At 57.9% G+C, this 25,101-nt stretch carries 17 protein-coding genes; 6 read left to right on the forward strand and 11 right to left on the reverse strand.

Features of this window, described 5'->3' with window-relative positions; translation table 11 throughout:
- Window positions 1–1,238 precede the first annotated feature (1,238 nt).
- The 6 genes from Pla52nx_RS23900 to Pla52nx_RS23925 all read right to left on the reverse strand — a co-directional run bounded on the left by Pla52nx_RS23900 (window position 1,239) and on the right by Pla52nx_RS23925 (window position 8,656).
- On the reverse strand, window positions 1,239–1,997 hold the full coding sequence (locus tag Pla52nx_RS23900; RefSeq protein WP_197454989.1) for a family 16 glycoside hydrolase: 759 nt from the start codon (window positions 1,995–1,997) through the stop codon (window positions 1,239–1,241).
- Between the two features lie 41 nt (window positions 1,998–2,038).
- Entirely contained in the window at window positions 2,039–2,986 is a 948-nt protein-coding gene (locus Pla52nx_RS23905; protein ID WP_146522711.1) for a DNA integrity scanning protein DisA nucleotide-binding domain protein, read from the reverse strand.
- 126 nt (window positions 2,987–3,112) lie between these two features.
- Entirely contained in the window at window positions 3,113–5,722 is a 2,610-nt protein-coding gene (locus Pla52nx_RS23910; protein ID WP_146522712.1) for a hypothetical protein, read from the reverse strand.
- Between the two features lie 600 nt (window positions 5,723–6,322).
- Window positions 6,323–6,652, reverse strand: coding sequence for an RNA-binding S4 domain-containing protein (locus tag Pla52nx_RS23915; RefSeq protein ID WP_197454990.1), 330 nt, complete (start codon window positions 6,650–6,652; stop codon window positions 6,323–6,325).
- Complete coding sequence (locus tag Pla52nx_RS23920; protein ID WP_231742508.1) at window positions 6,649–7,803, reverse strand: endonuclease/exonuclease/phosphatase family protein; 1,155 nt, start codon at window positions 7,801–7,803, stop codon at window positions 6,649–6,651. Before Pla52nx_RS23920 ends, Pla52nx_RS23915 begins: the two co-directional genes overlap by 4 nt.
- Before the next feature lie 79 nt (window positions 7,804–7,882).
- The gene (locus Pla52nx_RS23925; protein WP_231742512.1) at window positions 7,883–8,656 is read right to left on the reverse strand and encodes a hypothetical protein; all 774 of its coding nucleotides are present in this window, start codon (window positions 8,654–8,656) and stop codon (window positions 7,883–7,885) included.
- A gap of 140 nt (window positions 8,657–8,796) precedes the next feature.
- Between Pla52nx_RS23925 and Pla52nx_RS23930 the strand changes: the two genes are divergently transcribed.
- Window positions 8,797–9,966 (forward strand): GspE/PulE family protein, encoded by a 1,170-nt coding sequence (locus Pla52nx_RS23930; RefSeq protein ID WP_146522715.1) that lies wholly within the window; start codon window positions 8,797–8,799, stop codon window positions 9,964–9,966.
- A 480-nt stretch (window positions 9,967–10,446) separates the two neighbouring features.
- Here Pla52nx_RS23930 and Pla52nx_RS23935 read toward each other — a convergent pair whose 3' ends face one another.
- Window positions 10,447–11,508 carry an NAD-dependent epimerase/dehydratase family protein gene (locus tag Pla52nx_RS23935; RefSeq protein ID WP_146522716.1) on the reverse strand — a complete coding sequence of 354 codons (1,062 nt, stop codon included), beginning with the start codon at window positions 11,506–11,508 and terminating at the stop codon, window positions 10,447–10,449.
- A 388-nt stretch (window positions 11,509–11,896) separates the two neighbouring features.
- Between Pla52nx_RS23935 and Pla52nx_RS23940 the strand changes: the two genes are divergently transcribed.
- Entirely contained in the window at window positions 11,897–13,174 is a 1,278-nt protein-coding gene (locus tag Pla52nx_RS23940) for an NAD(P)/FAD-dependent oxidoreductase (RefSeq protein ID WP_146522717.1), read from the forward strand.
- 195 nt (window positions 13,175–13,369) lie between these two features.
- Here Pla52nx_RS23940 and trpA read toward each other — a convergent pair whose 3' ends face one another.
- Window positions 13,370–14,170 carry a tryptophan synthase subunit alpha gene (gene trpA, locus Pla52nx_RS23945; protein ID WP_146522718.1) on the reverse strand — a complete coding sequence of 267 codons (801 nt, stop codon included), beginning with the start codon at window positions 14,168–14,170 and terminating at the stop codon, window positions 13,370–13,372.
- A gap of 60 nt (window positions 14,171–14,230) precedes the next feature.
- Complete coding sequence (locus Pla52nx_RS23950) at window positions 14,231–15,649, reverse strand: glucose-6-phosphate isomerase (protein ID WP_146522719.1); 1,419 nt, start codon at window positions 15,647–15,649, stop codon at window positions 14,231–14,233.
- Window positions 15,650–15,959: 310 nt separating this feature from the next.
- Here Pla52nx_RS23950 and gpmI point away from each other — a divergent pair, with 310 nt between their 5' ends.
- The 4 genes from gpmI (at window position 15,960) to Pla52nx_RS23970 (ending at window position 21,718) form a co-directional block, all read left to right on the forward strand.
- Window positions 15,960–17,567: a 2,3-bisphosphoglycerate-independent phosphoglycerate mutase gene (gene gpmI / locus Pla52nx_RS23955; RefSeq protein ID WP_231742517.1), complete on the forward strand. Its 1,608-nt coding sequence runs from the start codon at window positions 15,960–15,962 to the stop codon at window positions 17,565–17,567.
- Between the two features lie 49 nt (window positions 17,568–17,616).
- Window positions 17,617–18,429 (forward strand): SDR family oxidoreductase, encoded by an 813-nt coding sequence (locus tag Pla52nx_RS23960; RefSeq protein WP_146522721.1) that lies wholly within the window; start codon window positions 17,617–17,619, stop codon window positions 18,427–18,429.
- 51 nt (window positions 18,430–18,480) lie between these two features.
- Window positions 18,481–19,569: a sugar kinase gene (locus tag Pla52nx_RS23965; RefSeq protein ID WP_146522722.1), complete on the forward strand. Its 1,089-nt coding sequence runs from the start codon at window positions 18,481–18,483 to the stop codon at window positions 19,567–19,569.
- Between the two features lie 883 nt (window positions 19,570–20,452).
- Window positions 20,453–21,718: a DUF1559 domain-containing protein gene (locus Pla52nx_RS23970; protein WP_146522724.1), complete on the forward strand. Its 1,266-nt coding sequence runs from the start codon at window positions 20,453–20,455 to the stop codon at window positions 21,716–21,718.
- 259 nt (window positions 21,719–21,977) lie between these two features.
- Here Pla52nx_RS23970 and Pla52nx_RS23975 read toward each other — a convergent pair whose 3' ends face one another.
- Both Pla52nx_RS23975 and Pla52nx_RS23980 read right to left on the reverse strand, forming a co-directional pair.
- Window positions 21,978–22,373: an ASPIC/UnbV domain-containing protein gene (locus Pla52nx_RS23975; RefSeq protein WP_146522725.1), complete on the reverse strand. Its 396-nt coding sequence runs from the start codon at window positions 22,371–22,373 to the stop codon at window positions 21,978–21,980.
- Between the two features lie 90 nt (window positions 22,374–22,463).
- Window positions 22,464–24,959 (reverse strand): FG-GAP-like repeat-containing protein, encoded by a 2,496-nt coding sequence (locus tag Pla52nx_RS23980; RefSeq protein ID WP_146522726.1) that lies wholly within the window; start codon window positions 24,957–24,959, stop codon window positions 22,464–22,466.
- Window positions 24,960–25,101: the final 142 nt, after the last annotated feature.

The following is a 25,101-nucleotide window of genomic DNA, read 5'->3' on the forward strand; positions in this document are numbered from 1 at the left end:
TCACCAAGGTCTGTTACCTCTCCCGGCGCAGGAGACTGCTGATTTAGTGAGCCGCGAGGCGCTAGCCCGGATTATTCATCAGCCGGTGCGCGATATCGTCCGGTTCCCGTGTATAGGTGTAAGAACCGGACGCTATCGCGTGGCGGCTGATATGCGCAGATTGGACTGCTCAAGGTTTGGTGTTGACATAGTCTTTTCAGTCCATGCATCGCAATCAAAGTGAGCCTCAGGCGCTAGCCGTGGGTTGGCACCACAATCCGCCTCAGGCCCACGGCTAGCGCCTGAGGCTCACTGGGGCCACGAGCTGCGCCGGCAGTAGGGACATAAACTTGCGCAAACCCCAAAAGACACAACATCAATTTTCGTTCCATGCATCGCAATCAAAGTGAGCCTCAGGCGCTAGCCGTGGGTTGGCACCACAATCCGCCTCAGGCCCACGGCTAGCGCCTGAGGCTCACTGGGGCCACGAGCTGCGCCGGCAGTAGGGACATAAACTTGTGCAAACCCCAAAAGACACAACATCAATTTTCGTTCCATGCATCGCAATCAAAGTGAGCCTCAGGCGCTAGCCGTGGGTTGGCACCACAATCCGCCTCAGGCCCACGGCTAGCGCCTGAGGCTCACTGGGGCCACGAGCTGCGCCGGCAGTAGGGACATAAACTTGTGCAAACCCCAAAAGACACAACATCAATTTTCGTTCCATGCATCGCAATCAAAGTGAGCCTCAGGCGCTAGCCGTGGGTTGGCACCACAATCCGCCTCAGGCCCACGGCTAGCGCCTGAGGCTCACTGGGGCCACGAGCTGCGCCGGCAGTAGGGACATAAACTTGTGCAAACCCCAAAAGACACAACATCAATTTTCGTTCCATGCATCGCAATCAAAGTGAGCCTCAGACGCTAGCCGTGGGTTGGCACCACAATCCGCCTCAGGCCCACGGCTAGCGCCTGAGGCTCACTGGGGCCACGAGCTGCGCCGGCAGTAGGGACATAAACTTGCGCAAACCCCAAAAGACACAACATCAATTTTCGTTCCATGCATCGCAATCAAAGTGAGCCTCAGGCGCTAGCCGTGGGTTGGCACCACAATCCGCCTCAGGCCCACGGCTAGCGCCTGAGGCTCACTGGGGCCACGAGCTGCGCCGGCAGTAGGGACATAAACTTGCGCAAACCCCAAAAGACACAACACCAAACTTTGATCAGCCCAGAACCTCGGGTGCAGGTCAAACCGCGTGTTGCGGTTACTCGGCGCTGTCCCAGACTTTGACGTCGTCGACCCATGCGGACTTGTTCACGGCCAGACGGAGGCGGCTTTTGGTCTCGTGGCCGATGCCCGGGGATTGGAACTCGCCGACCGGTTCGCCGTCGACGGACACTCGCATCGTGTCGTCTTTGATTTGCACCTGCAAGTCGTGCCATTGATCGGGCGTCAGGTTCAGCTTGACGTTTTTGGTTTTCGATTTGATCAACGCTTTTTGTGCGGCGGTCAACGAGTTGTTCAAGCGGGCTTCGCGATTCTGGAGATTCATGGGACCGGTTTTCAAGTCCGTCATCTCGAGGCCCGTCAAGCGAACACGCGCTACGCAGATGTGTCCGGCGTGAACCGATTTTTCGTTCATGTCGGCGATATTGATCCCCAAGTCGTCTTTCTCGCCGAGCTTGAATCGCAACTGAATGGTTGCATCGCGGAACGAGACCTCGTGCGTGACCGATACGCCGTGGTCGGCGACCGGGTGTCGCGTGATGTGCATCGCGCCGTCCACCAAGTCGACTTGTTTGTTGCCCTTGGCTCGGGACTTGCTGTTGGTGCCCCAGTCGTTGCCGATTTGCTCCATCGCCGGATCGGCTTCCTCGCGATCAAACGAATCCGACAACAACAGCTTGCCGCCAGAGGGCGGGGCAGCATCAGCGGCGTTGATGGTTGCAGATGGGAGAGCAAACAGGCAGGTTGCCAGCACGCCGACACACGCTGTGCGGTTCCACGATTTCATTGATTTCATGGTGGGGATTTCAACATCAGGGGAGCAGCGGAGGAGAAGATTCAGCCTTCGCCGGAGGACGGTGGTTTGTAGGCGATCTCTTGCCACTTGATGCCTTTGTCCATCGGCTCGATTTGCATCTTGAGAAATCCGTTCTGGTACAGACGCACGGTGCCGGTGGATTGGCTGACGACCACCGCAATGGCTTTCGTTCGGCGGGTGATCGCGGCGGCGGCCCAGTGACGCGAACCGAGGCCCTTGGACATGTTGAGGTCCTCGTGCAGAACCTCCAGCATCTGTCGGCTGCGTTCGATCGTTCCGTCGCTGGCGATGACGAACGCGCCGTCCAGTTGCGAGATTTCTTTGGCGTCTTCGCGGACCCGGGCGTCCATCAGATTACGTTCTTGACGCTTGTATCCGCGAAAGGGATCGACGCCGCTGTTGCTGGCGTGTTTGAGCACGTTGCGTGTGTCGCCGATGACGAACAGGGCACCGACCGGTTTGCCCTCGCGTCCTTCGACGCCAATTTGGACGGCCAAGTCGACGACGGACTTGATGGTTTTCAGCGGCACGCTGCTTTCCAGCGTCTGCAGGTCCCGGCTGGAGAGTCGCCTCATCCGCTCGTCGAGTTTCAGATGGCTGATGGAATCCAGGCGTCCTTGTTGAAATCCGCCGTAGAGCGCGACGACTTCATCGTTGATCTTGATCAATTCATCCGCAGCGGCCTCCAGCAGGGCGTGCTGCAATCGCTCCAACAGGGGCGCTTTTTCTTTGTTGAGAGCCAGCGGTTTCAGCCCGGCTTCCGCGGCACCGTCCAGGTCGTCGGGCGAATCGACGGCGACGACCACGGTCTCCGTGATCTGTTCTTCCTTCGCCATTTCGGCGATCCGCTGCCAATCGGTCGACCCCTCTAACAGAATCAGCAACGCGTCTGCGTCAAGGCTTTTGACCAGCGAAAGCGATGCACGAAGCATCTGTGCGTTGTGTTTGGTCAGTCGCTGGGTTGCCATGCGTGGCGAGGGTCATTCGAGGAGGGACTGCTGAGGAGTTCCTCCTTATCTTATCGGACTTTGGCGAAGTTGGGCAGAGTGGACCGCCCAATTTTCGCTCTCGCCCGGCTTTTTTGGTACGACCGTTTATCGATAGCGATTGGTCGATTGAGGATGCGTGTTGGCTTGTTGGGTGGATCGCCGTGCCGGTTGCGACGTGGGCTGGACCCAGGGTGTTCCCGCCCGGTACAGACGCTGGTGGTACATCGCCAAGGAACGCAACGCATGGCCTTTGGGGCCGATGCTCCAGTCGTGATCCAGGTCCCGATACATGGCGTTGTGCAGGTATCGAACGGAGCGAAGGAGCCGGGGGTCCTGAAGCTCCGAGTCGGGAGTCACGGTGAGCAACCATTCGACGATGTGGCCCGTCGTCTGGATTTTGCGATCCGTTTCACCGTTGTCTGCACGGCCTTCGAACCAATCGGTACTCATCGAACCGTCTCGGTTTTGCAGCGAGTACGCGTACCGGACGAAGTCTTGGGTGAACTTCTCCGCCCGCAACCAATGGCCGGTGATCGGCTTGCCCTCGGCGCGTCGTTTTCTCAGAGCGTGACCAAAACCCATCAAACGGTGTGTGCCACCGCAAGCGGCACCGACGATCGGCTGGCCGAGTTCTTCGTCGATCAATCGCTCGATGCTCCACATCTGGCCATCGGCGGCACGCCAAGTGGCGTCGGTGTCCAGGTAGTGCGAAAGAGAAATCAGCGTGAAGGTGAGTTCCTCTCCGGACTTGCAAGCCTTCTTTTCGGCTTCGACCAAGTCGTTCACGGTGTAGCGACGCTCGCCAGCGTAGAGCGTGTAAGAGCTGGGAACGTTGCACAGGGACATGACCGCCAGGAATTGCCCCTGGTGGCCTTGCAGTCCGACGCCACTTTTGGCTTTGACCCCCGTGTGGTCATTCGTCAACAAACGTTGCCCGCGGCACAGGTTGTTGCCCGCGATCCAAGCGATCGCGTTGTACTTGGTCCGCCCCACTCTGACTTGTGTTTGAGCACCGAACACCATGATCGAGTGCATCATGCCCCAATTGCTGCGTTCAGGAGCGACTTCGGGACGATCGTAAAAGTATTTCAGGATGCGTTCGATGCCGGGCTTGAGTTGGGCGGATTCTTTGGTCAGGCGCAGCTCGGGCATGGGAAACCCGGTGTAATCCAAAGGCGAATGGGAGACGTCTTCGGCGGTGTCCTCCAAACTGAGATCCCCCACGCGAGCTTCAGCGGTACCGCTGGTGTCCATCTCGTTTTCATCCGAGGGGACAAATTCGTTTTCTCTCGGTTCGTTGTCACCAGAGTCAATGTCGTCTCGCTCGCTAGCGTTGGGTTTGCTACGCGAGACCACGTTGTTCTGGATTTCTTTGGCATCCGTGAACGCTGGCAGCGGAGTCGGGTCCAGCTTGCGAGGATCGATCGGTTTGCGTTTTTCAATGCCGGTGCTGGCACGCTCGTTCGGGGCGAGTGGGGCAGCGGTTTCCTTGCGAGGCAGTCGCGCGATCCGATCTGCTTCGTCGTCGAGATCACTCAAAGGTCGCGTGGCTTCGATCGTCGGCAGACGCTTGGGCAACTCCGGTGCTGCTTGATCGAGCAACCGCCGCGCGATCGCTTCGGCTTGCGCGTCCTCCGGCTGGTTTTTGGACGGTTTTGTTGACGGCGTTTCTTGCGTCGGAGCCTTCATGCTCGGCTTCGCGGACCCCAGTTCCAGCGACGGCGGAGGCTGCAATGCGGGAGTATCCAACACCGGTTCCAGTGGTTCCAGCTCGCTCATCGATTCGTCGTCGTCGCTGTGGATGGCAGAGGACTCGGATGGCGTCGGCTCATTGAGATCGAACGAAGGAACGGGGTTCGATCCTGGTAGCTCGGGCAGTTCGTCGGCCAGTTCGGACTCACTCGATGCATCGATATCGGCGTCAGTGCCAGCGTTGGCATCGACCGGCGTCGCAGGACTCGGTTCGATTGCATCGATGGCGCCAGATCGGAAGCTGTTTGATTGGTTTCGGTTCAGCCAGCCGTCAACAGCGGCGGGTTGTTTTGAGGCGGCCGATGGTGTGGTTGATGATTCGGTCGTTGGGGTCAGAGAGGGCGTCGCGGGCGTCGCGGCATTTGGAGATGAATTTGGAACAGCATCTGGCGTGATGTCCCCAACGGTCGCGCCCCCAACGGTCCCGTCGCCGACTTTCGATGGTGCGACAGTTGATGGTGCGACCGGTGTTGTCGCCGGATCGGTCAGTGGTGCGACACGATTGATGGCATCTCTGGCCACCCAGCCGTCACCGACCACGGGGGCGCGAAAACTTGGCAACGGCTGGAGCGTTTCCTTGTTCGCCAGCGGCTGTTTCTCGGTCGGCTTGGGAGCGAAGGGATCGCGACCGGCGAAGCGATTGTTGATGGGAGATGCGGAGCCTGTCTTGGGCAGCTTTGGCAGTTGAGCCGCGGACTCCGCCGAATCATCCAATACGGATGACTTGCGTGGCGTTGCCGGCGCCGACACCGGGCGTGCTTGCCAAGTGCGCTCGGCCGGACGGACGGTGAGAGTCGAATTCAACGGAGCTTGCAATTGCAAGTCGCTCGGTTTGCCGTCGTCCGCAGTCACTGGATTGGCAGTGGTGGCGATCAGCGACCCGACAAGACAGCAACGCAGTAGGTTGCGTTGAAAACGGGCGCGGCGATGTTGAGTGGTACGTTCGGCAAGATGGGTCAGCACGGCGGTCTCTGGTACGACGTCGAGAACGGGAACAAAGTGGGCTCGCTCTGACAGCTATCGGATGCCAGAGCAACTAAGTTCACCGATAAAACGCGCCGAATCCGTACATGCGAACTGCCGTAGACTGGATAAAAGATGACGGCAGCGATTTCAGAACTCGCCTTGAAATGCCAAGAATCGCTCAAGTGGACGGGCGGGGTCTTGGGGGCCGTGAAACATGCCGGTGCAGCATGTTTTTCGGATTGAAATGTGCGGCGCCGGAAGTCTTGGCACCAGAGTCATGGCACCAGAGTCATGGCACCAGAGTCATGGCACCAGAGTCATTGGGCATCCGGGAACATTGCAGGGTAGGTCAGCCTAGTGCATCATCCGGTCTTGATTTTGGGGTTAGCCGTTTTGGCGTTAGCCACGGTTGTGTCTTGATTTTGGGGTTAGCCGTTTTGGCGTTAGCCACGGTTGTGTCTTGATTTTGGGGTTAGCCGTTTTGGCGTTAGCCACGGTTGTGTCACGAAAACCGTGGCTAACGCCAAAACGGCTCATCTACCGAACCCAAGTTCTGAGACTGGACGATGCACTAGAAAGGCTGACGTACGCGGGGACTCAATAGAAGTGCTCGGGGCCGAGGGTGAACGTTTCGCCGAGACATTCGATCACGTCGCCCAACGCCAGTTGCTTTCGCCGACGAGTTTCGACCTCGCCGTTCAGACGCACGTCTCCGGCTTGGATCCAGTACTTGGCCTGCCCCCCGGTTCCCGCCATGCCGCATCGTTTGAGGAAATCATCCAGACGCATGACGGGCAATGGCTGATCAGTGTGTTCACTGTGATTACTCTGCTGGGTTGGCGCAGCTGACTCAGCGAGTAAGCCGTCCGAATCGCTGTCTGGATTACTGTTCAGGTCGCTGGCAGTGTTGTTGTCGTTTGCGGTCATCGGACGTTGAACTTTGCGATCACGGGATAGTGGTCACTCAGGTCGCGGTCGCTGTCGGGTTGCCCCCAATAGTCGTCCCAATGCTGTGATGGAGTATCACGAGCACCACGGATGACCAAGTCTTGGCGAACCGTAATCGAATCGAACACCAAGTCCGGCTTGCCCGGCGTGTCGGTCAACAGCGAAGGGCTGACCAGGATCCTGTCAAAGGATTTGCTCAGCAAGTGCGTGTCGCGTGCCGGCGAACGGATTCGGGAGTGGAGATCGACCAAATCGTCACTCGTTTGCGGCGTGTGAAGACCGCATGCGACACCGAGATCGCTGTCCGGACGCGTCACGTCACCTGTTTCTTCGGTGTTGAAATCACCCAAGACGATGACGTTTTCGCCCGCGGCGACGGCTGAAGCGACCCAGTAGTGAATCAGCTTTGCTTGACGAATCCGCAACGCTTCCGCTTCCGCCTTGGCTCGCAAGTGAACATTCAGCACGATCACCGTTTCGGTTTGCCCGCCAGATGTTTGGTTTCCCAGCGGGACTTCAAAGACGCCGACCAAGTGTTTGGAAAGATTGAAGTACTGCTCGGACGCTTTCATTTGACGTGTCTGCATCCGTTGCGAGATCGATAACACATCCAGCGGCGAGCGGAAGAGGAAACCGACATCCTGTTCGGTGAAGTGGTCGGTGCTCTCGATATTCAGTTCGGTGTATTTCTGTTTGTGCTCGCGATCCAGGGCTCGAGAGAGATACCACAGCACGCGACGGTTCTCGACTTCTTGCAAAGCCACCACGCTGGGGCTGGCCGTCGCGATGCTTTGGGCGATCGCATCACGACGCCAATCCCATTGAGCACGACTGGGCGTCGTCATTTCTTTGGCGAGGTCGCTGAAGTTGTCGCCGTTGAAGTCGTCGTAGAACCATTCCAGGTTCCACGTCATGATCGAGAACGGTTCGGCGTCAGCGGCGGAGGCGACGTTGGCGGGCAGTATCAGAGCGGGCAGTATCAGAGCGGGCAGTATCAGAGCGGGCAGTATCAGAGCGGGCAGTATCAGAGCGGGCAGTACCAGCGTGGGCAATACATAGCCGGGCAGCAGGAAGCAAACGGACGCGGCCAGTCGGCGCAAGTTGAGTGATCGCAAGGCAGGTGATCGCAAGGTGGGGGATCCTGGACGGGATGTCCTGGGCGGGTGTCAAAAACGCGACGCAGGAGTTCGGTTCCCTTGATCGCTGCCCTCAGGGTACCTCGACCGGCTCGATTTGTAGAGTGTCGATCTTGGGGGATGGTGTGAAGGGATTGTTAAAAAACGCGACCCCTATTCCGATCATCCAGTCGTCGGAGTCCCGCCCCTCGGTCGAGACCATGTAGCGTCCAAACCCAGTCAGCCGGACTCCGGGTGTCCACCAAAAATGGGTGCCAACTTCTGGATAAAGGGCGGCAAAGGCACCGGAGAAAACCTCGTCCTGTTCGCGGTATTCATCGATCCGTCCGTCGTCGTCGTTGTCTTTGCCGTCGTCGTCCGCCAAGACTTCCTCGCTGGCAAACCCCGCGTACGCCCCTAGGCCCACGAACGGCGCCAGCCTCGTCGGCGTTTGCAGACGCAGGCCTGTGTCGACCCCGGTGAACCAATCGTCCGAGTTCGCCATGCCCATCAAGGAGGCACGACCGGTCAAATAGCTGGACAGATAGTGTTCGCCGCCGATGTCCAATGCCAGCATGCCTTCGTCATTGTTGGTACGCTGAGTCACACCGCCGGAGACAAACATGCCGCTGGCGTCGGCCATGAACCTTGCGTCCGCGGCTTGTTTCAGTTTCCCCAGCACATCAGACTTTTTCGCACCCTTGGCGTATTTCTCCGCATACTCAGGGTCATCCATGGCCCAGCGAGAGCGGAGGATTCCGGTCGGCAACGCGCAACCGGTCGACAGACACAGCAGCACGACCGACAGCAGCACGACAAACACGGCGTCGCCCACGTGTTTGAAAGCAACAACGAGCCGATTCGCCATGTTGCGTTCTCTCCACGCGTTGAAATGCTGGGGGCACGCCGGTCGAGCGTGGTAAACGATTGCTTGCTAGGCATTAACAAAAAACTCACCGCTGGATCAAGTTCACACGTTCCCATCAAGTTCAGCCCAAAAACGTTCTCGTGGAAAACCGCTTCGCAAACCTCCCCGTCCATTCCGCTCAATATGCGGTGCAAGCGATCGATGCCGTCTTGGCCGATGCGATCACCTCCAAAGCGAGCGATATCCATTTGCAGCCGCGTGCCGATGGCTGGGAAGTGCTGTATCGAATCGATGGCGTGCTGGCTCCGGTCGGCGCGCTTGCCCGGCACAGTGATTGCGATCCCGTCACGCGGTTGATGGTCCTGGCGGGGCTGCCGACTTATCGCGACACCCAGCCGATGGAAGGCCGGTTGAACTGGACATCGTCGACGGTCGCGACCGAAAACGATGGCGATGTGTCGATGCGACTGGGGGTCTTTCCCAGCGTCCACGGACCGCGAGCCGTTGTCCGGCTGTTGCGTCGCAACGACCAGTTCGACTCCATCGAGTCACTGGGATTGCCCGACCGTGTTCGCGAGCAACTGATCACGATGAGCGAGCGAACAAGTGGCGCGGTGCTGTTGGCGGGGCCGGCCGGTAGCGGCAAGACGACGACGATGTACGCGATGTTGCGTCGTATTGCAGGCATGCGTCCTCGACGCAGTGTGGTCACGATCGAAGATCCGGTGGAATCGCTGATCGATTCGATCAGTCAAAGCGAGATCAATCGCGGCGGCGGGATGACGCTGGCAAGCGCATTGCGAAGCGCCGTCAGGCAAGACAGTGAAGTGTTGCTGGTCAGCGAAATCCGCGATCCGGAAACCGCCCAAGCCGTGATGCAAGCGTCCTTGACCGGTCACTTGATTTTTTCATCCATCCACGCGGGCGACATCCCTGCGGCGCTGCGACGTCTGGTGCAGTTCGGTGTTCCCCCGCATGCGATCCGTAGCGGGATCGGCGCGGTCGTCTGTCAACGCTTGCTGAGACGTCTGTGTTCGTCGTGTCACGGCAACGGTTGCGATGCATGCTCGGACACCGGCTATCATGGCCGATTGCCGATCGCCGGCGCGCTGACGCTCGACGGCATCGACCCGATCGGCGACGCGTTGGCCGACAGCTTGGAGCGAGGTGACTCACTGGGTGCGATGCGTCAGTGCATGGTCGATGCGGCCGCCAGCAGCGGGATGGATGATCTGCGATCCTGTGCGGAGTCGTATGTCCAGCAAGGCTGGACGGACGAGAAAGAGGTCTACCGCGTGCTGGGTGGTTAGCCGAGCTAGTGCATCGTCCGGTCTTGATTTTGGGGTTAGCCGTTTTGGCGTTAGCCACGGTTGTGTCACGAAAACCGTGGCTAACGCTAAAACGGCTCATCTACCGAACCCACGTTCTAAGACTGGACGATGCACTAGTGAGCCGACGGGCTAGCGGGCTGTTGATTTAGTGAGCCGCGACGCGTAAGCGGCCGGGCCTACCGCATTGCCCGGTGCCTTACGGACCACGGCTCACCCTTGCGTTCCCAATTTCGATTAAATCAACGGCCCGCTAGCCCGGATGTTTCCTAACCCGACGCGTAAGCGAGGGATTGTGCTGTGTGTCTCTTGCTTATCCCTCGCTTACGCGTCGGGTTGTGAAAAACAATCTGTATTTCCCTCGCATTCGCCTAAACGGCTAGGCCGGATATTGCATCAGCCGCTGCGCGATAGCGTCCGGTTCCCGTGTTTTGTCGTGTGATTCGACTGAAACATGACCCGCTACGACGTGGCGACGGCTTGCTTTTGCTCTTCGGCTTGAATCATCTGGGTCAGGATGTCATGGAGCGAGACGCGGATGTCCCAGTCGGGATAGTCGCGACGAAGTTTTGCGAGGTTGCTGATGTAGCAAATGTGATCGCCTTTGCGATTGTCATCGCCGAGCGCGTAGTTGATTTTGTGTCCGCCGATTTCTTCGATCATCGAGATGCATTCCAGCACGCTGGCTGCGTTGTCGCGTCCGCCGCCGATGTTGTACACCTCGCCCGGTCGTGGATTCTTTGAGAACGCTTCAAAGGCTTTGACCACATCGCTGCATTCGATCTGATCGCGAACCTGTTTTCCTTTGTAGCCAAAGATCGTGTAGGGCTTGCCGGTCACGGCGACGTGAACGAGATAGCTGAGGAATCCGTGAAGTTCGACGCCGCTGTGGCTGGCACCGGTCAAACAGCCGCCGCGGAACACACCGGTCTTGAGTCCAAAGTAGCGACCGTATTCTTGAGCCAACACGTCGGCGGCGGTCTTGCTGGCACCGAACAAAGAGTGCATGGTCTGGTCGATGCGGCACGACTCATCGATCCCGTCATAGTCTTCGTCGCGAGCGTACTCCCATCGCGTGTCGAGTTCTTTCAGCGGCAGTTCGTTGGGCGCGTCACCGTAAACCTTGTTGGTGCTCATGTGACAGAACACGGCGTCAGGTGCGAATTGCCGGGTGGCTTCCAACAAGTTCAGCGTTCCGTTCGCGTTGACTTCGAAGTCCAGGAACGGGATCGCGGCAGCTTTGTCGTGCGACGGTTGCGCCGCGCAGTGAATGATCAGATCGGGTGTTTCGTTCTTGAACAAGTCCAAGATCTTGTCTTTGTCGCGAATGTCGATTGACACGGTGCGAAAATTCTTTGTCTCGGACTCAAGCCGACTTTGATTCCACTTGGTGCTGCCTGCGGCGCCAAAGAAGGTGGCTCGCATGTCGTTGTCGATCCCGATGACTTCGTCGCCCGCGGCATCCCAATGACGCACCGCTGCCGAACCGATCAAACCGCTGGATCCCGTCACAATCACTCGCATGGAACTTCACTTCACCGAATCGAGAGTCAAAAAATATCACCGAACCCCGCGCAACAGACGTTTGGTTGAACGGGCTGCCTGGGACCGCCGCAGGAACGCATCCTTAACAAATGGCGTCGTGGATTTCGCCAGAAATCCTGTGCGAGAGGAATTCTGGCGAATGCCACTACCAAGTGCATCAACGGCCGATCCAGGATCGCCGTCATTGTAATTGAGCAGATTTGCAAAGCGGGATCAGGTGAGGGAAAAGCAGGCAGTGCGATTTCGCGTGCCGTCAAAATCGGCATAAAGCCCAGCGACCGCCCCTTACGCCTCGAGCCACGTGGGAACCTGCCCGAACAGTCGTTACATTGACCACCCCATCATTCACCAACAGGACACGGATCCATTGTCACATTCATCTGAACCTGACGTGACTTCACCCGAAGTCATCATCATCGGCGGCGGTCTCGCCGGGCTGACTTGTGCCAACGCGTTGACTCAAGCCGGCAAGTCGGTGGCGGTTTTGGAAGCGACCGATCGTGTGGGGGGACGCGTCCGCAGCGATGTCGTCGACGGGTTTGTTTTGGACCATGGTTTCCAGGTTTTACTCACCGCTTACCCCGCTTGTCGCCAGTGGTTGGACTATGACGCTTTGAAACTGCGGTCGTTCCAACCGGGGGCGTTGGTGCGTGTCGCCGGTCGATTCGCGACACTTGCCGACCCATGGCGTCGCCCCGCTGCCGCGATCCAGACGGCGCTGAGTCCTGTCGGCAGCCTTGGGGACAAGCTCCGCATTGCAAAACTGCGTCGTGAGAGTCGCCGAGGCGATCTGGAAACGATCTATCAGCGTCCGGGCGTCTCGACGTTGCAGCGATTGCAAGCTGGCGGTTTCTCGGAAACGATGATCGATCGATTCTTTCGCCCGTTCCTCGGTGGAGTATTCTTGGACGAATCGCTGGAAACTTCGTCGCGAATGTTGGAGTTCGTGTTTCGCATGTTCGCCGAAGGAGACGTTGCGGTTCCGGCCGAAGGAATGGGAGCGATCCCAAGACAACTTGCTGAGAAATTGCCCAGGGGTAGCGTGCGATTGCGAACCACTGTGGCGGCTATCCGGGACGGTCAAGTTCACTTGACCGACGAATCGGTGATGAATGCGTCGCACATCGTCGTTGCAACGGAAAGCAACGCAGCGGCGCGGTTGCTCGGCCTGGAGTCGTTGACGACGCCTTGGGCCAGTGCCAGCACGTTTTACTACGCGGCAGATTTGATGCAGGAAAAACGTCCTGTGTTGATGTTGCGTGGGGATGAAAGCGGCCCGGTGCAGACGGCCGTTGTCATGAGTGACGTTGCACCCGAGTATGCACCGACGGGCAAGTCGTTGATTTCGGTGAACGTCGGCGATGAATTCAATTTGGATGATCCGGCCGATTTGGACGTCCAGATACGTCGGCAATTGAACGCTTGGTTTGGCGGCACGACGGAGCGATGGAGATTGCTGTGTCGCTACGACGTGCCGTTCGGATTACCCAAGACATCGCTTGACCCGGTGCTGGCATCGGTGAGTGCAGCGGATTTCGGAGGTCCGTCCAACGTGTACCTGTGCGGCGACCATCGTGAGACGCCCAGTATTCAAGGGGCGATGAACAGCGGGATGCGCGCGGCGAATGCGATCCTGACGCGATAGAGCACTCGGCGAAGCACGTTGCGCTATCAAACGCTCGGTGGTGTCATACGCCCTGAGTTCATGTTTTCGTTCCATGCATCGCAATCAGAGTGAGCCTCAGGCGCTAGCCGTGGGCCGGCACCACAATTCGCCACAGGCCCACGGCTAGCGCCTGAGGCTCACTGTCCTTGTCGCTCGAAACCTATTCGTTTCCACTCAAGCGTTGTCGATCGCCGAGCGCAGCTCGCGTACAAACTGGGCGACTCTTTGGGGGGCTGTCGTTCCGTGTTCTTCGGCGGCGATGCGACGTACGACGGCCGAGCCGACGATCAGTCCGTCGGCCACCGGGGCCAGCTTGGCTGCCGTTTCGGGGCCGCTGATCCCAAAGCCGATGCAGATCGGCAAGTCGGTTTCGCCACGCAGCCAAGTCACGCTGTCGGTCAACTCCGGCGGCAGCTCGGTTCGTTCGCCCGTGATGCCGGTGACCGAAACGTAATACAAGAACCCGGAGGACGAATTGGCGATCCGCACCTGACGCTCACGTGGCGTCGTGGGTGTGACCAATTGGATCAGGCTAAAGTCTTCGCCACGGCAAACCGCGGACAACTCATCTGCTTCCTCGACCAGCAAGTCCGGAACGATCGCGCCGCAGTACCCTGCCGCCTTGGCCTTGGACACGTACTGGGTCAAGCCGACGCGATGGATGATGGCGTAACTGACCATGGTGACCAAAGGCATCGTGATGTCCTTGGTGACTTGATGGCCTAGGTCGATCGCGTGTTGCAGTTTGAAGCCGTTGTCCAGCGCTCGCTGATAGGACGCTTGGATCACCGGTCCGTCGGCGATCGGATCGCTGTAGGGGATGCCGATTTCGCAAAGGTTGGCGCCTGCATCGGGCAGTTCACGCAAGATCGCTGCGGTGGTTTCGACATCGGGATCACCCGCGGTCAAAAAGGGCATCAGCGCTTTCGTGCCAGACGATTTGAGTTGTTTGAAAAGTTTGTCGACGGAGGACATGGAGTCGGGGGGATGGAAGTGGGCGTTGGTTTTCTAAAAGGCAATCAATGCACGAACATATCAGGCTCTGCCGAGGTTTCGGTTCATGTTCTTTTTGTACTGTTCCACACCGGGTTGGCCGTAGGGGTTGATGCCCAGCAAACGGCCTTCGATCACCGTAGCGATCATCAGCATTTGGAACAGTTGCCCCATCACATGCGTGTCGATTCCAGGCAGCACGATGTCGGTGGTCGGTCGACCGTCCGCATGCAACGCGTCGTTGGTTCCTTTGATCGCTGCGGCCATGATGTCGGGCAGCGTCTTGTCGGCGATGTCGTTCAATCCGTCTTGATTGCGATCCGAGTGCCCGACGGGGATCGCGTCGCTGCGGTACGAGTCCACGATCACGTTATTGAATACTTTGTCGTTCGCACCTTGTTGGTGCTGTTGATGTCGGCTGTGCAAATCACGTGTGTTGACCGTGGTCAGCGGGGTGACGCCCAAGCCGTCTTTGCCGTTGGACTCGGCGAGCAGTTGGTCGTACCACATGCCGAGTGACTCGAGAGCTTTGGTCCAAACACTCATCACGCGGATGGTCTTGCCGCGATGCTGGGACAGCAGATGATTGACGGCGACGTATTGCAGCACCACGTTGTCGGCGTACTTGGCGGTTTTGAAGTGATCGTTCATCTCGACCGCACCGGCGAGCAATTTCATGCAATCGAGACCCAACATGGCAGCGGGCATCAATCCGACCGGTGACAGAACGCTGAAGCGTCCGCCGACGCCGTCGGGAACGCTGAAGATTTCTCCGCATCCGATCTCGGTCGCCAGGTCGTGCAGTTTGCCGCTTTCGCCGGTGACCGGAATGACAAGTCGCGACAACCACTGCGGGGCTTCGTCGCCAAGCGAAGATTCCAAGGTTCGCAAGAACTGGCGGAATGCAGCAGCCGTTTCCAGTGTGCCGCCGCTCTTGCTGATCACGACGATCGCCCAGCGTTCTTCGGCCGGGGAGTCACCGTAACCGCCGGCGATCAAGCGGTTCATCAACGCGGCGCTGGCATCGTTGTCGACATTGTTGCCTTCGAAATACATTCGAGGTTTGCTGCCACGAGCGGCGCGGGACAGTTCGTTGTGATAGGGATCGCAACAAGCGTCCATCATGGCGCGGGCGCCCATGTACGATCCGCCGATCCCCAAGACTGCGGCGGCGTCGAGATGATCGTGCAATCCATTGGCGACTTTGAAAATCCGGCCCAGTTCGCTCGATTCGCGGTCGGCCTCGTAGGCCGCCAGTTGTTCTTCGGGCAGCCAGAAAAAACGTGCGTCCAACGGTTGCTTTTCCGCAGGAATATCGCCGCTGTCGTACTGCTCGCGATCCGTCGTCACCATTTCGTCACGCAGTTCACCGAGCCGACCGGCCAAATCATTGATCTGCTGTTGGGTGATCCCGTACTCGGGATGAATGCTGCCGGACGGGTCGAATTGGATCAGGGGCATGGCGGATCTTCTCCAGCGGTTGGACGTCATTGACACAAGCCCCAAGCGTAATGCATCGGAGGCCGGTCATGCAGGTGTGGCAAACAGAACCAAGTCAGCCCAGAGATGACTGCTGCCCGCCTACCGCTGGCCGTCAGTCAAGATGACCGTCAAGGTGACCTTATCGCCCCCAATTTGCCGTGTACTGGCTCGCAAAAGCTGTGACCCTTTTCGTTCGTGCCGTTTCTCGACTAGGATTTCGAGCAAATGAACCCAGTGGACGTCGTCCTGACCTCTCCGTTTCCCTCCCTCCCATCTGAGAATCGATCCTGTGACCGAAGTTCGCCGAAAACCCGTGGTTTTGATTGTTCGAGACGGCTGGGGCGAAAACCCGTTCCCACAATGGGATCACGCCAACGCGATCGTCCAGGCGTCAACCCCCGTCGCCGATGCCCTGACGCAGCAATATCCCCACACCCTGATCCACACGTCCGGCGAGGATGTCGGGTTGCCCGATGGAGTGATGGGCAACAGCGAAGTCGGTCACCAAAACATCGGTGCCGGTCGCATTGTGGACCAGGAGGTCATGCGGATCACGCGAGCGATTCGCGACGGATCGTTCTTTGAAAAGCCGAGTCTGCTGGGGGCGATCAAGCACATTGAGCAGACCGGCGGCAAGCTGCACCTGTTGGGATTGATGTCCGACGGTCGTGTCCACAGCGATTTGGCCCACGCGTTTGCCATGATCGATTTTGCCAAGCAACACGGACTGGGCAAAGATCGGTTTGCGATCCACGTCATTACCGATGGTCGCGACACGACGCCTCAAAGTGGACTCGGGTTTGTTCGACAGTTGGAGCAGCACATCGACAAACAACAGACCGGTCGCATCGCCAGCGTGATCGGACGCTATTACGCGATGGACCGTGATTTCCGATGGGACCGTGTCGAGGAAGCTTACACGTTGCTGACCCAAGGCAGTGACACACGCGCCGAGTCCGCCAGTTCGGCCATTCAAGCCTACTACGACAATCCGACAGAGGCCGGGCGATCGGGTGACGAGTTCGTTCGCGCGACGACGGTCGACGATGGCAGCGGTCCGGTGACGGTGCAACCCGGCGATGCGGTCGTCTTCATGAACTATCGCGGCGACCGACCACGAGAGTTGACCAAAGCATTCGTGTACGACGATGCGGCTTGGGCCGGAATCGAAGGCGGCGGTTTTGATCGCGGCAACAAGATCGACAATCTTTTCTTTGCCACCATGGCTGGCTACGAAACCGGATTGCCGGTGAACGTGATCTTTGACAAACCGGCCAAGATGCCCAATATCCTCGGCGAGTATGTCGAGGGCCTCGGCTTGAATCAGTTCCGCTGTGCCGAGACCGAAAAGTATCCCCACGTCACGTTTTTCTTCAATGACTACCGTGACGAACCGTTCGGGCACGAACACCGGCAAATGGCGCAATCGCCCCGAGACGTCTCGACCTACGACCAAAAGCCTGAGATGTCTGCCGGCGAAGTCGCCGATGCGGTGCTGGCCGACATCGAATCCGGCGAAAGCGAACTGATCATCGTCAACTTTGCCAACGGTGACATGGTCGGACACACCGGGGTCCTGGCAGCGGCCGTCAAAGCGGTTGAGACCGTGGACGCGTGCGTCGGAAAGTTGGTCGAAGCGACGTTGGCCAAGGGTGGCTCACTGGTCGTCACGGCAGACCACGGCAACTGCGAACAAATGATTGACCCCGAAACCGGCGGACCGCACACCGCGCACACCACCTACGACGTTCCCTTGATCGTGGTGGAAGCAGGCGTCGAAGGCAAAACGCTTCGAGCAGGAGGTCGCTTGGCCGACATCGCTCCCACGGTGCTGGCACTGCTCGGTTTGCCCAAACCGGCAGAGATGACCGGCGAAAGTTTGATCGATCTTTCTTGATCGATCGTGGGTGCTTTTGTGTCCTATCACGTCCAGCTAAACTACCGCCATGAATGACCTTTTTCGATTAGACAATGACGTTGCCGTGGTGATCGGCGGAACCGGCGAACTGGGCGGCTTGATGGCCGAGGCACTGGGTGCCTACGGTGCCAAAGTCGCCGTCGTCGGGCGAAACCCTGAACGGGGCAACGCCCGCGCGGCCAAGATCGCCGAGGCCGGTGGCGAAGCCAAGTTTTTTGCCGCAGACGGACTCAGCGGCGATTCGCTCAACGAAGCCCGTGAGGCGATCAAGCAGTGGGCGGGTGCTCCTGCATCGGTGCTGGTTAGCGCCGCGGGCGGCAATCGTCCCGAAGCGACCATCGGACCGGGCGGCGATGTCTGCAAGTTGCCCCTGGACGCTTGGCGCGACGTGTTCGATCTGAACCTTGTCGGCGGTGCGTTGTTGCCCGCGCAAGTCTTCGCGCCCGACATGATCGATGCCGGCGTCGGTAGCATCATCAACATCGCATCGATGAGCGGAATCATTCCGCTCTCCCGCGTCGTCGCTTATTCCGCCGCGAAGGCCGCCGTGATCAACTTGACGCTGTGGCTCTCACGCGAGTGGGCAACCACCGGCGTGCGTGTCAACGCGATCAGCCCCGGTTTCTTTCCGGCTGAACAAAATCGCAAGTTGTTGTTCAACGAAGACGGCAGCTACACCGAGCGTGGCGGCCAAATCATCGGTCACACCCCGATGGGTCGATTCGGCAAACCGGACGAGTTAGCCGGCGCCACCGTATGGCTAGCCAGTCGACAAGCTTCCTCGTTCGTCACCGGTCAAAACATCGCCATCGACGGCGGATTTGCATCGGTCACGATCTGACCTTCCCTTTCCAAACGATCACCCATTCCCCCATACCCAAACAGAAATCTAATGAGCGGATTGAACATTCAAAGCGGCGATACAGAACTCGATTTCCTGGCACTGGGTGCCCTCGTTCACCGCTTGGATCCAGGCGTGATCCCTTTCCGCACTGCAACGTCGTTTGACGTCCACGTCTCAGGCGGCGAGTACAACTGCGCCGCCAATCTTGCGTCCTGTTTCGGTTTGAAAACCGGTGTTGCCACCGCAATGGTCGACAACGGAATCGGTGAATTGATTCAACGCCAAGTCCGTGCGATGGGCGTTCGTCCTTACTACAAAAATTTCAAGCACGACGGCGTGCGTGGCCCAAACATGGCGACCGTTTACAGCGATCGTGGTCAAGGCGTTCGCGCTCCCGTTGTTTTCTACAATCGCGCCAACGAAGCCGGCGCGATGCTCAAACCCGGTGACTTTGACTGGAAAGCGATCTTCGCCGGCGGTTGCAAATGGGTTCACAGCGGAGGCATCTTTGCCGCACTGTCCAGCACCACCGCCGATGTCGTGATCGAAATGTTCAAGGCCGCAGGGGAAGCCGGCGCGGTTCGCTCATTCGACTTGAACTATCGTGCCAAGCTGTGGGACACGATCGGCGGCTTGGCCAAGGGCCAAGAGATGATCGCCAAGATCGTCGAGCATGTGGACGTTTTGATCGGCAACGAAGAAGACCTTCAGAAGGGACTCGGCGTCAAAGGCCCTGATGTCGAAGAAAAATCCGACAGCAAGCTCGATCCACAAAGCTTCTTTGGAATGATCGGAAACGTCACCGAAAAATTCCCGCATGTCAAAGCCGTGGCAACGACGCTGCGTGAAGTCCACTCCACGAACCGACACTCGTGGAGTGCCGTGTTATGGTACGACGGAAAGAACCACGTCGCTCCCACTGCGGAACTTGATGTGATCGATCGCATCGGCGGTGGGGATGGATTCGCAAGCGGTTTGATCTACAGCTTGATTGATGGACGACCGGCTGAGGAAGCTCTCAAGATCGGTTGGGCACACGGTGCACTGCTGACGACATTCCCTGGCGATGTCACCCGTGCCACCCTTGCCGAAGTGGAAGCGTTTGCCGAAGGCGGCAGCGCCCGTGTTCAACGCTAACGACTGACTCGGATCATTCACGCGACTCACTACAGTCTACGCAACACGCTTGCGCGAAACGGCTTGCGTGGATCGGCACGAAAACAGTCTGCGCACATCAGCCGCCACGCGATAGCGCCCGGTTCTCAATCCAATACTTCGGGAACCGGATGCTATCGCGCTGCGGCTGATGAATAATCCGGGCTAGCGCCTAGCGGCTCACTAAATAGGCAAGCTGCAGGCTCGACGGACGGAGCTTCGCAGAACAATACCTGAGAAGCCGAATTCCGAGTCAACACGAACCTTTGAATAGCCCTGGCGTTGAACCGGCAGCGACTCTCGCCAGCATCTTTGGTCTCACTCAAGTGATCTGTTTTGACCGCTATTCTGCCGGGCTTTGCGGCAAAACACCGGGCGTTGCGGTAGCATAAAAGGGCTGCCGTCGTCGTGTTATGGATTAGCAATTCGCAGAAAAAAGACGGCAATACCTAAAAAAAAGCGGTACGAAATTCTGCCGAATTTTTCCCGGACATCGCTGGACAAAGGGGACAAATCAGATTCCCAATCGGCTACCCTTACAGTAATCACGACACTGTCGTGGGCCTATGTCCCTCAGTATGCTGCTATCGCCTGCAGCGGCTGACTATTCAATCCTCGCTTCTATTTCAATGAGGTTCTCATGGCGTTTGTACGTTTCGGCCTTTGGGCGTTGCTTCCACTTTGTCTTTTTGTTGGTTGTGGCGATTCTGGCCCAACTGCCCCCAGTCAGGATGAGTTGACTACTTATGTCAACGAGAATCCTGGTGAACCAGAAGTAGACGGCGGCGACGTGGGCAATGGCGACACCGCGGGCAACTGAGCCGAGTGTCGAGTTCTTTTTCTTTCTTTTTCTAAGAGGTTTTTTATGCGCAAAACGATGAAGAGCGCTGGTTTCACGTTGGTCGAATTGTTGGTGGTCATTGCGATCATCGGCATTCTCGTCGGCCTGCTGTTGCCAGCCGTCCAAGCGGCTCGCGAAGCAGCACGGCGGATGAGCTGTAGCAACAATTTCAAACAGCTCGGATTGGCAATGCAGAATTACCATTCCAATTACAAGAACTTGCCCGCTCACTCGGCAGGCACGACTTACGCCGCCAACTCAGGCACGCCCGATCCACGACTACCGGTGGCCGGTGGTGGTGGTCACAACCGCAACGAACTGAGCTACCTGCCCGGCCTGCTGCCTTTCATGGAGCAACAAGGGTTGTGGGAGCAGATCAGCAACCCGATGGACTACAACGGAGACGGAACGGTTGACTATCAAGCCATGGGACCAGATCCTCGCATGACGCTTGCGCATCACGGAACTGCTCCGTATACGCCGTGGCTGACCGACATTCCGACGCTGCGTTGTCCCAGCGATCCCGGTGTGGGCTTGCCCGCTCAGGGACGTACGAATTATGCGGCATGCCTTGGTGATTCGCCTCACCACATGCACGTCGGTAACGAGCAAGACAACGGGCTTACTCCCAATGCCAACTGGGCTCTTGCAGAAAAGGCTGCTTGCCGCGGTGTGTTTGTGGCCAGCAACGAAACCAAGTTCCGCGATATCCTGGACGGGCTGTCGAATACCATTGCCGCTGGCGAAATTGCGACGAGCCTTGGTGACCGAGATAAGCGAACCCATCCGCCCCAGGCTCCGACGAGCATCATGGCAACCTCCGGAAACCCTCAGGGCCCGGACAATGCGTTGGCATGCCGGGGCATGTTGGATCCCATTCGCCCTCGTTTCTGGGTCGCCGGTGCGCCCTTTGTCCAATCTCCGATTGCCGTTGGTGGGTCTGTTCAAGAATGGACCCGGGGCATGAAGTGGGCGTACGGTCGCCCACTTCAATCAGGCATGAACACGATCTTGCCACCCAACTCGGAGATCTGCATGCAAGGCAACGTTCACAATGAAGGTATCTTGCCGCCCAGCAGTCGCCACCAAGGTGGTGCACACATCTTGATGGCCGACGGTGCGGTCGTCTTCATGAGCGATTCGGTCGAAGCGGGCAACTCAAGTGCTCCGCCCGTTCGCTGGGACTCATGGGCCATCAATCCCGCAGGCTCTCCAAGCCCTTACGGTCTTTGGGGTGCCCTCGGTACACGTGCTTCTTCCGAAGTGGTCGAAGAATCACTGAATCAGTAGTGGCAGCAACGCTGTCATGATCAACACGATGCTTCTCCCGTGGCTCACGGGAGAAGCATTTTTTTGGCGTTGGTGTCGCCGACCCGCTATCGGGTGTTGAATTAGTCGTAGCTTGGCCACTCTTGGCCGACATTCAATACTCAGACGGGCAAGAGTGCCCATCCTACAGTCTTTCAATTCCAAAAACGGACTACATCAACGAACCGCTATCACGCTGCGGCTAACGAAGAATCCGGATTCGAAATCCGTTCGCACCCCGTTACTTCAACTCTCGCTCCCAAAGCTCATCCTGCCCCTGCGTCGCCAGGTATCGCTTGTTCACGGTCACGTTGCTCCAAACCTGAACCTCCCCAGTAGGCCATGTGACCTCAATGCTCTGCAGCATTGCTCCGACGCCCAACCCGAGATCCAGTATCGGTTGGTCCGTCACAAAGTAGCCATCGCCGGCTGTCATCCAAGTCGACAGGCTGCCACGGTTCGTGGTGACCAGCACCTTCGCACCAATCGCGTCGCGTTCACATTGAGTGCCGATCAGTTCCAGTTGAATCCACTGGCCATCGGAACGCGTCTGGTTTCTCAGTAGTGCAACCGGTCGGTCCAGATGGTTGATCACCAGGTCAATGGCCCCGTTGTTGTCAAAGTCAAACTGGGCCATCGCACGCCCAAGCACCGGTTCCGCCCAATAGCCAGACTCATCTTGGATATCTGCCGGTTCGAATCGGTCGTTCCTGCCGTAGAGAAACTGCTAGGACATACGAAACGGCTGTCCTTTGTGGGTCAAATCAAATATATGCCCATTGGTAACGAACAGGTCCTGCCAGCCGTTATGGTCGACATCGATGGCTTTGCACCCGAAACCGACCATGTTCTTGCTCGGCGAGTCCAGCTCGTATCGAATCGCCTGGTCAGAAAAAAATCCATTGTCTACCTGAAGATATAGATTGGCCGGTTCGTTGTAAAAGTTGGTGACGTGCAGGTCCACTCGACCATCGTGATTGAAGTCGCCTGTCGCGATTCCCATGCAGCCATACGACGCGCCACTGAAGGCGTTGGCCACTCCAGCGGAGTCGGCAATGTTTGCCAGCTTGCCGTTGCCGGTATGCTTCAGCAGATGGTTGGGGCGGACATCATTGGCGACGAACACTTCGTTTCGTCCGTCTCCATCGAAATCCGACACCATCACACCGAGAGACGTCGCGGGCTTGGCAGCTTCACGATCGATCACGTGTTCAATGAACGCGCCGTTGGTCTGATTTGCAAACCAACGGTCTGGGCTCGCATAGTGAGTCAGCGGCGATGGTGTCATGACGCCTCCTTCATCATCCAGCGCCGGTGCTGCATACGCGCCTTCGGTCTCGATATAATTGGACTCAAAAAGGTCTGGCAAACGATCGCCGTCTATGTCGGCGATCGCGACGGATGCCGTCACCATGTCGTTGCTGTTCATTCCAACAAGCTCAGTCGCGTCGCGAAACGTGCCGTCCCCATTGTTGATCATCAACCGGTTGGGACCTTGGTTTCCCAGCCACAGATCGGGCCAGCCATCCTGATTGACGTCGCCCGCGGCAATTCCGGCGGAGTAATGATGGTCATCGGTGCCAGCTTGGTGTCCCACGTCGGCAAACGAGTTGCCAACGTTGCGGAATAATTGGTTCGAAAGAGTGGCGGTCTCGTCGGGTGGCTGGCATCCACCTTGGGCAAAGTAAACGTCTGGCGATCCGTCCAAGTCGATATCGATCACGGCGATGCCGCCGCCAAGTGACTCATGCAACGCAATGGAGCTGAGGTCAATCTCGGTGTCCTTGTACCATTGAAAACTCAGTTTCATGTCTGAGGCGACATCCGAGAACACTGGCACCGCCAATGGCTGATCCGAAAACGGGTCTTGGTTATCCGTGGGATCACGCATTCGTTCCAGTTGCTCGAGCGAACCGGCGATTTCGAATGTTTCGGGCTTCAAGCCCAACAAAGCAGCATCCCACGGCATTCTCAAGGCATCGGGATTTGCACGTAGGTCGGCACGACGTTGTGCGATGACCGTTCGAGCGGGCGTCGCGCTTGGCTCCAACGCCAGCAGTGTCCAATGCAACGCTTCAAAGGGACGTTGTAATTGCAGCATGTACTGGGCCATCAATTGTTTCAGCGCCGGATCGCTTGGGTTATCCAGGATGTCGGCCAAGAGTTCCTCGGATTTCGCCAATTGAATTGCACGGTACCGAAATTGCTCCGCCGAATCACGTTGATTTAACGCATCCAACACTTTGGCCAAACGTTGGCAAGACGATCGATCGGTTGGATTGCGACGAACCGCTTCGAGCAACGCTCGGGCACATGCTTCATAGGATTGTTGATCGAAAAGAAAAATTCCCAATGCCGCCCAGTAGTCGCTCAGCTCTTTCGCAGGCTCTGTTGCGTCAGCGAGCCATTGCCGCACTGCCTGATCGTCCTGTAACTCCGCCAAGAGGCGGCCTCGCAACGCGAATGGGGCAGCGTGGAATGCATCAATATCATTCGCTACCGTTTCGTGCTGCTGCAGTATCGCCAGTGCATGACTGAACTCGCCGCGACTGAAGAACCAGCGGGCGGTCTTGGGGGCGTCTTCCTTGGGGGCATCCATCACAGGTGCGGATTCATTGCGACGAATCAGCGAGCAGGTTTCCTCGAACGTGGCGACGCCGGTTTGCACCAACGCATCGACTTGCCGGGCGGCCTCTTCGCAGCGCCCCTGCTGGTTCAGCAGAAACGACAGCCTGCGGCGCAGCTCAATGACTTGTGAGAACCGGCCGCTCGCTTCGGGCACGTTTCGCAATCGTGTCATCGCCTCGGAGAGGCACTCAATGGCTTCGGCGTTTTGATTCGATTGCAGTAAGGATTCCGCGAGTTGTTCAAGAGCATCCAAGCCCCGTTCCGTATCCAAGTCGATCGATTCGCATAATTCGATTGCGGCGGCGTGGTCACCGGATGCAACTGCAACCCGAACTGCGAGCCAGCGAACTTTCTCTGAGCTTGGGTTCAGGACCAAAGCATCCTGAGAAAACTTTGCCGCTGCCTCCAGATCATTGGCGTCCAAAGCGAGTTCCCCTCGCGACAAGAGGCTTCGCAACCGAGACGCGTTTTCGTCACGCGATTTCGTGCCGTCCGTGGCAGCCGACTCCACACCGCCAGCGAACGAACCTGAAGACTGCCCCTGCTTCGATTCGTCCCCATTGCACCCCACGAGTATTCCGACCAAACAAAGCATGGAAATTTGTTTTCGGAACGGCCAACTGTTGTGTGTCAACGAATTTTCCGATCGCTTCGATAAAAACACATTCACTCTGGGGACTTTGATGTATTGGAAAAATTAGCGAGACTCGATCTTTCTTGAACTTCGCGATTCCTTC

Origin of the sequence: Stieleria varia, from assembly GCF_038443385.1 — a bacterium.
Taxonomy (GTDB): domain Bacteria; phylum Planctomycetota; class Planctomycetia; order Pirellulales; family Pirellulaceae; genus Stieleria; species Stieleria varia.

Excerpts from the sequence above, each read along its gene's own strand:
- Pla52nx_RS23900 (WP_197454989.1), bottom strand. The coding sequence starts at position 1,997 with ATGAAATCAATGAAATCGTGGAACCGCACAGCGTGTGTCGGCGTGCTG.
- Pla52nx_RS23905 (WP_146522711.1), bottom strand. The coding sequence starts at position 2,986 with ATGGCAACCCAGCGACTGACCAAACACAACGCACAGATGCTTCGTGCA.
- Pla52nx_RS23915 (WP_197454990.1), bottom strand. The coding sequence starts at position 6,652 with ATGACCGCAAACGACAACAACACTGCCAGCGACCTGAACAGTAATCCA.
- Pla52nx_RS23925 (WP_231742512.1), bottom strand. The coding sequence starts at position 8,656 with ATGGCGAATCGGCTCGTTGTTGCTTTCAAACACGTGGGCGACGCCGTG.
- Pla52nx_RS23935 (WP_146522716.1), bottom strand. The coding sequence starts at position 11,508 with ATGCGAGTGATTGTGACGGGATCCAGCGGTTTGATCGGTTCGGCAGCG.
- trpA (WP_146522718.1), bottom strand. The coding sequence starts at position 14,170 with ATGTCCTCCGTCGACAAACTTTTCAAACAACTCAAATCGTCTGGCACG.
- Pla52nx_RS23950 (WP_146522719.1), bottom strand. The coding sequence starts at position 15,649 with ATGCCCCTGATCCAATTCGACCCGTCCGGCAGCATTCATCCCGAGTAC.
- Pla52nx_RS23960 (WP_146522721.1), top strand. The coding sequence starts at position 17,617 with ATGAATGACCTTTTTCGATTAGACAATGACGTTGCCGTGGTGATCGGC.
- Pla52nx_RS23965 (WP_146522722.1), top strand. The coding sequence starts at position 18,481 with ATGAGCGGATTGAACATTCAAAGCGGCGATACAGAACTCGATTTCCTG.
- Pla52nx_RS23970 (WP_146522724.1), top strand. The coding sequence starts at position 20,453 with ATGCGCAAAACGATGAAGAGCGCTGGTTTCACGTTGGTCGAATTGTTG.
- Pla52nx_RS23975 (WP_146522725.1), bottom strand. The coding sequence starts at position 22,373 with ATGGCCCAGTTTGACTTTGACAACAACGGGGCCATTGACCTGGTGATC.
- Pla52nx_RS23980 (WP_146522726.1), bottom strand. The coding sequence starts at position 24,959 with ATGCTTTGTTTGGTCGGAATACTCGTGGGGTGCAATGGGGACGAATCG.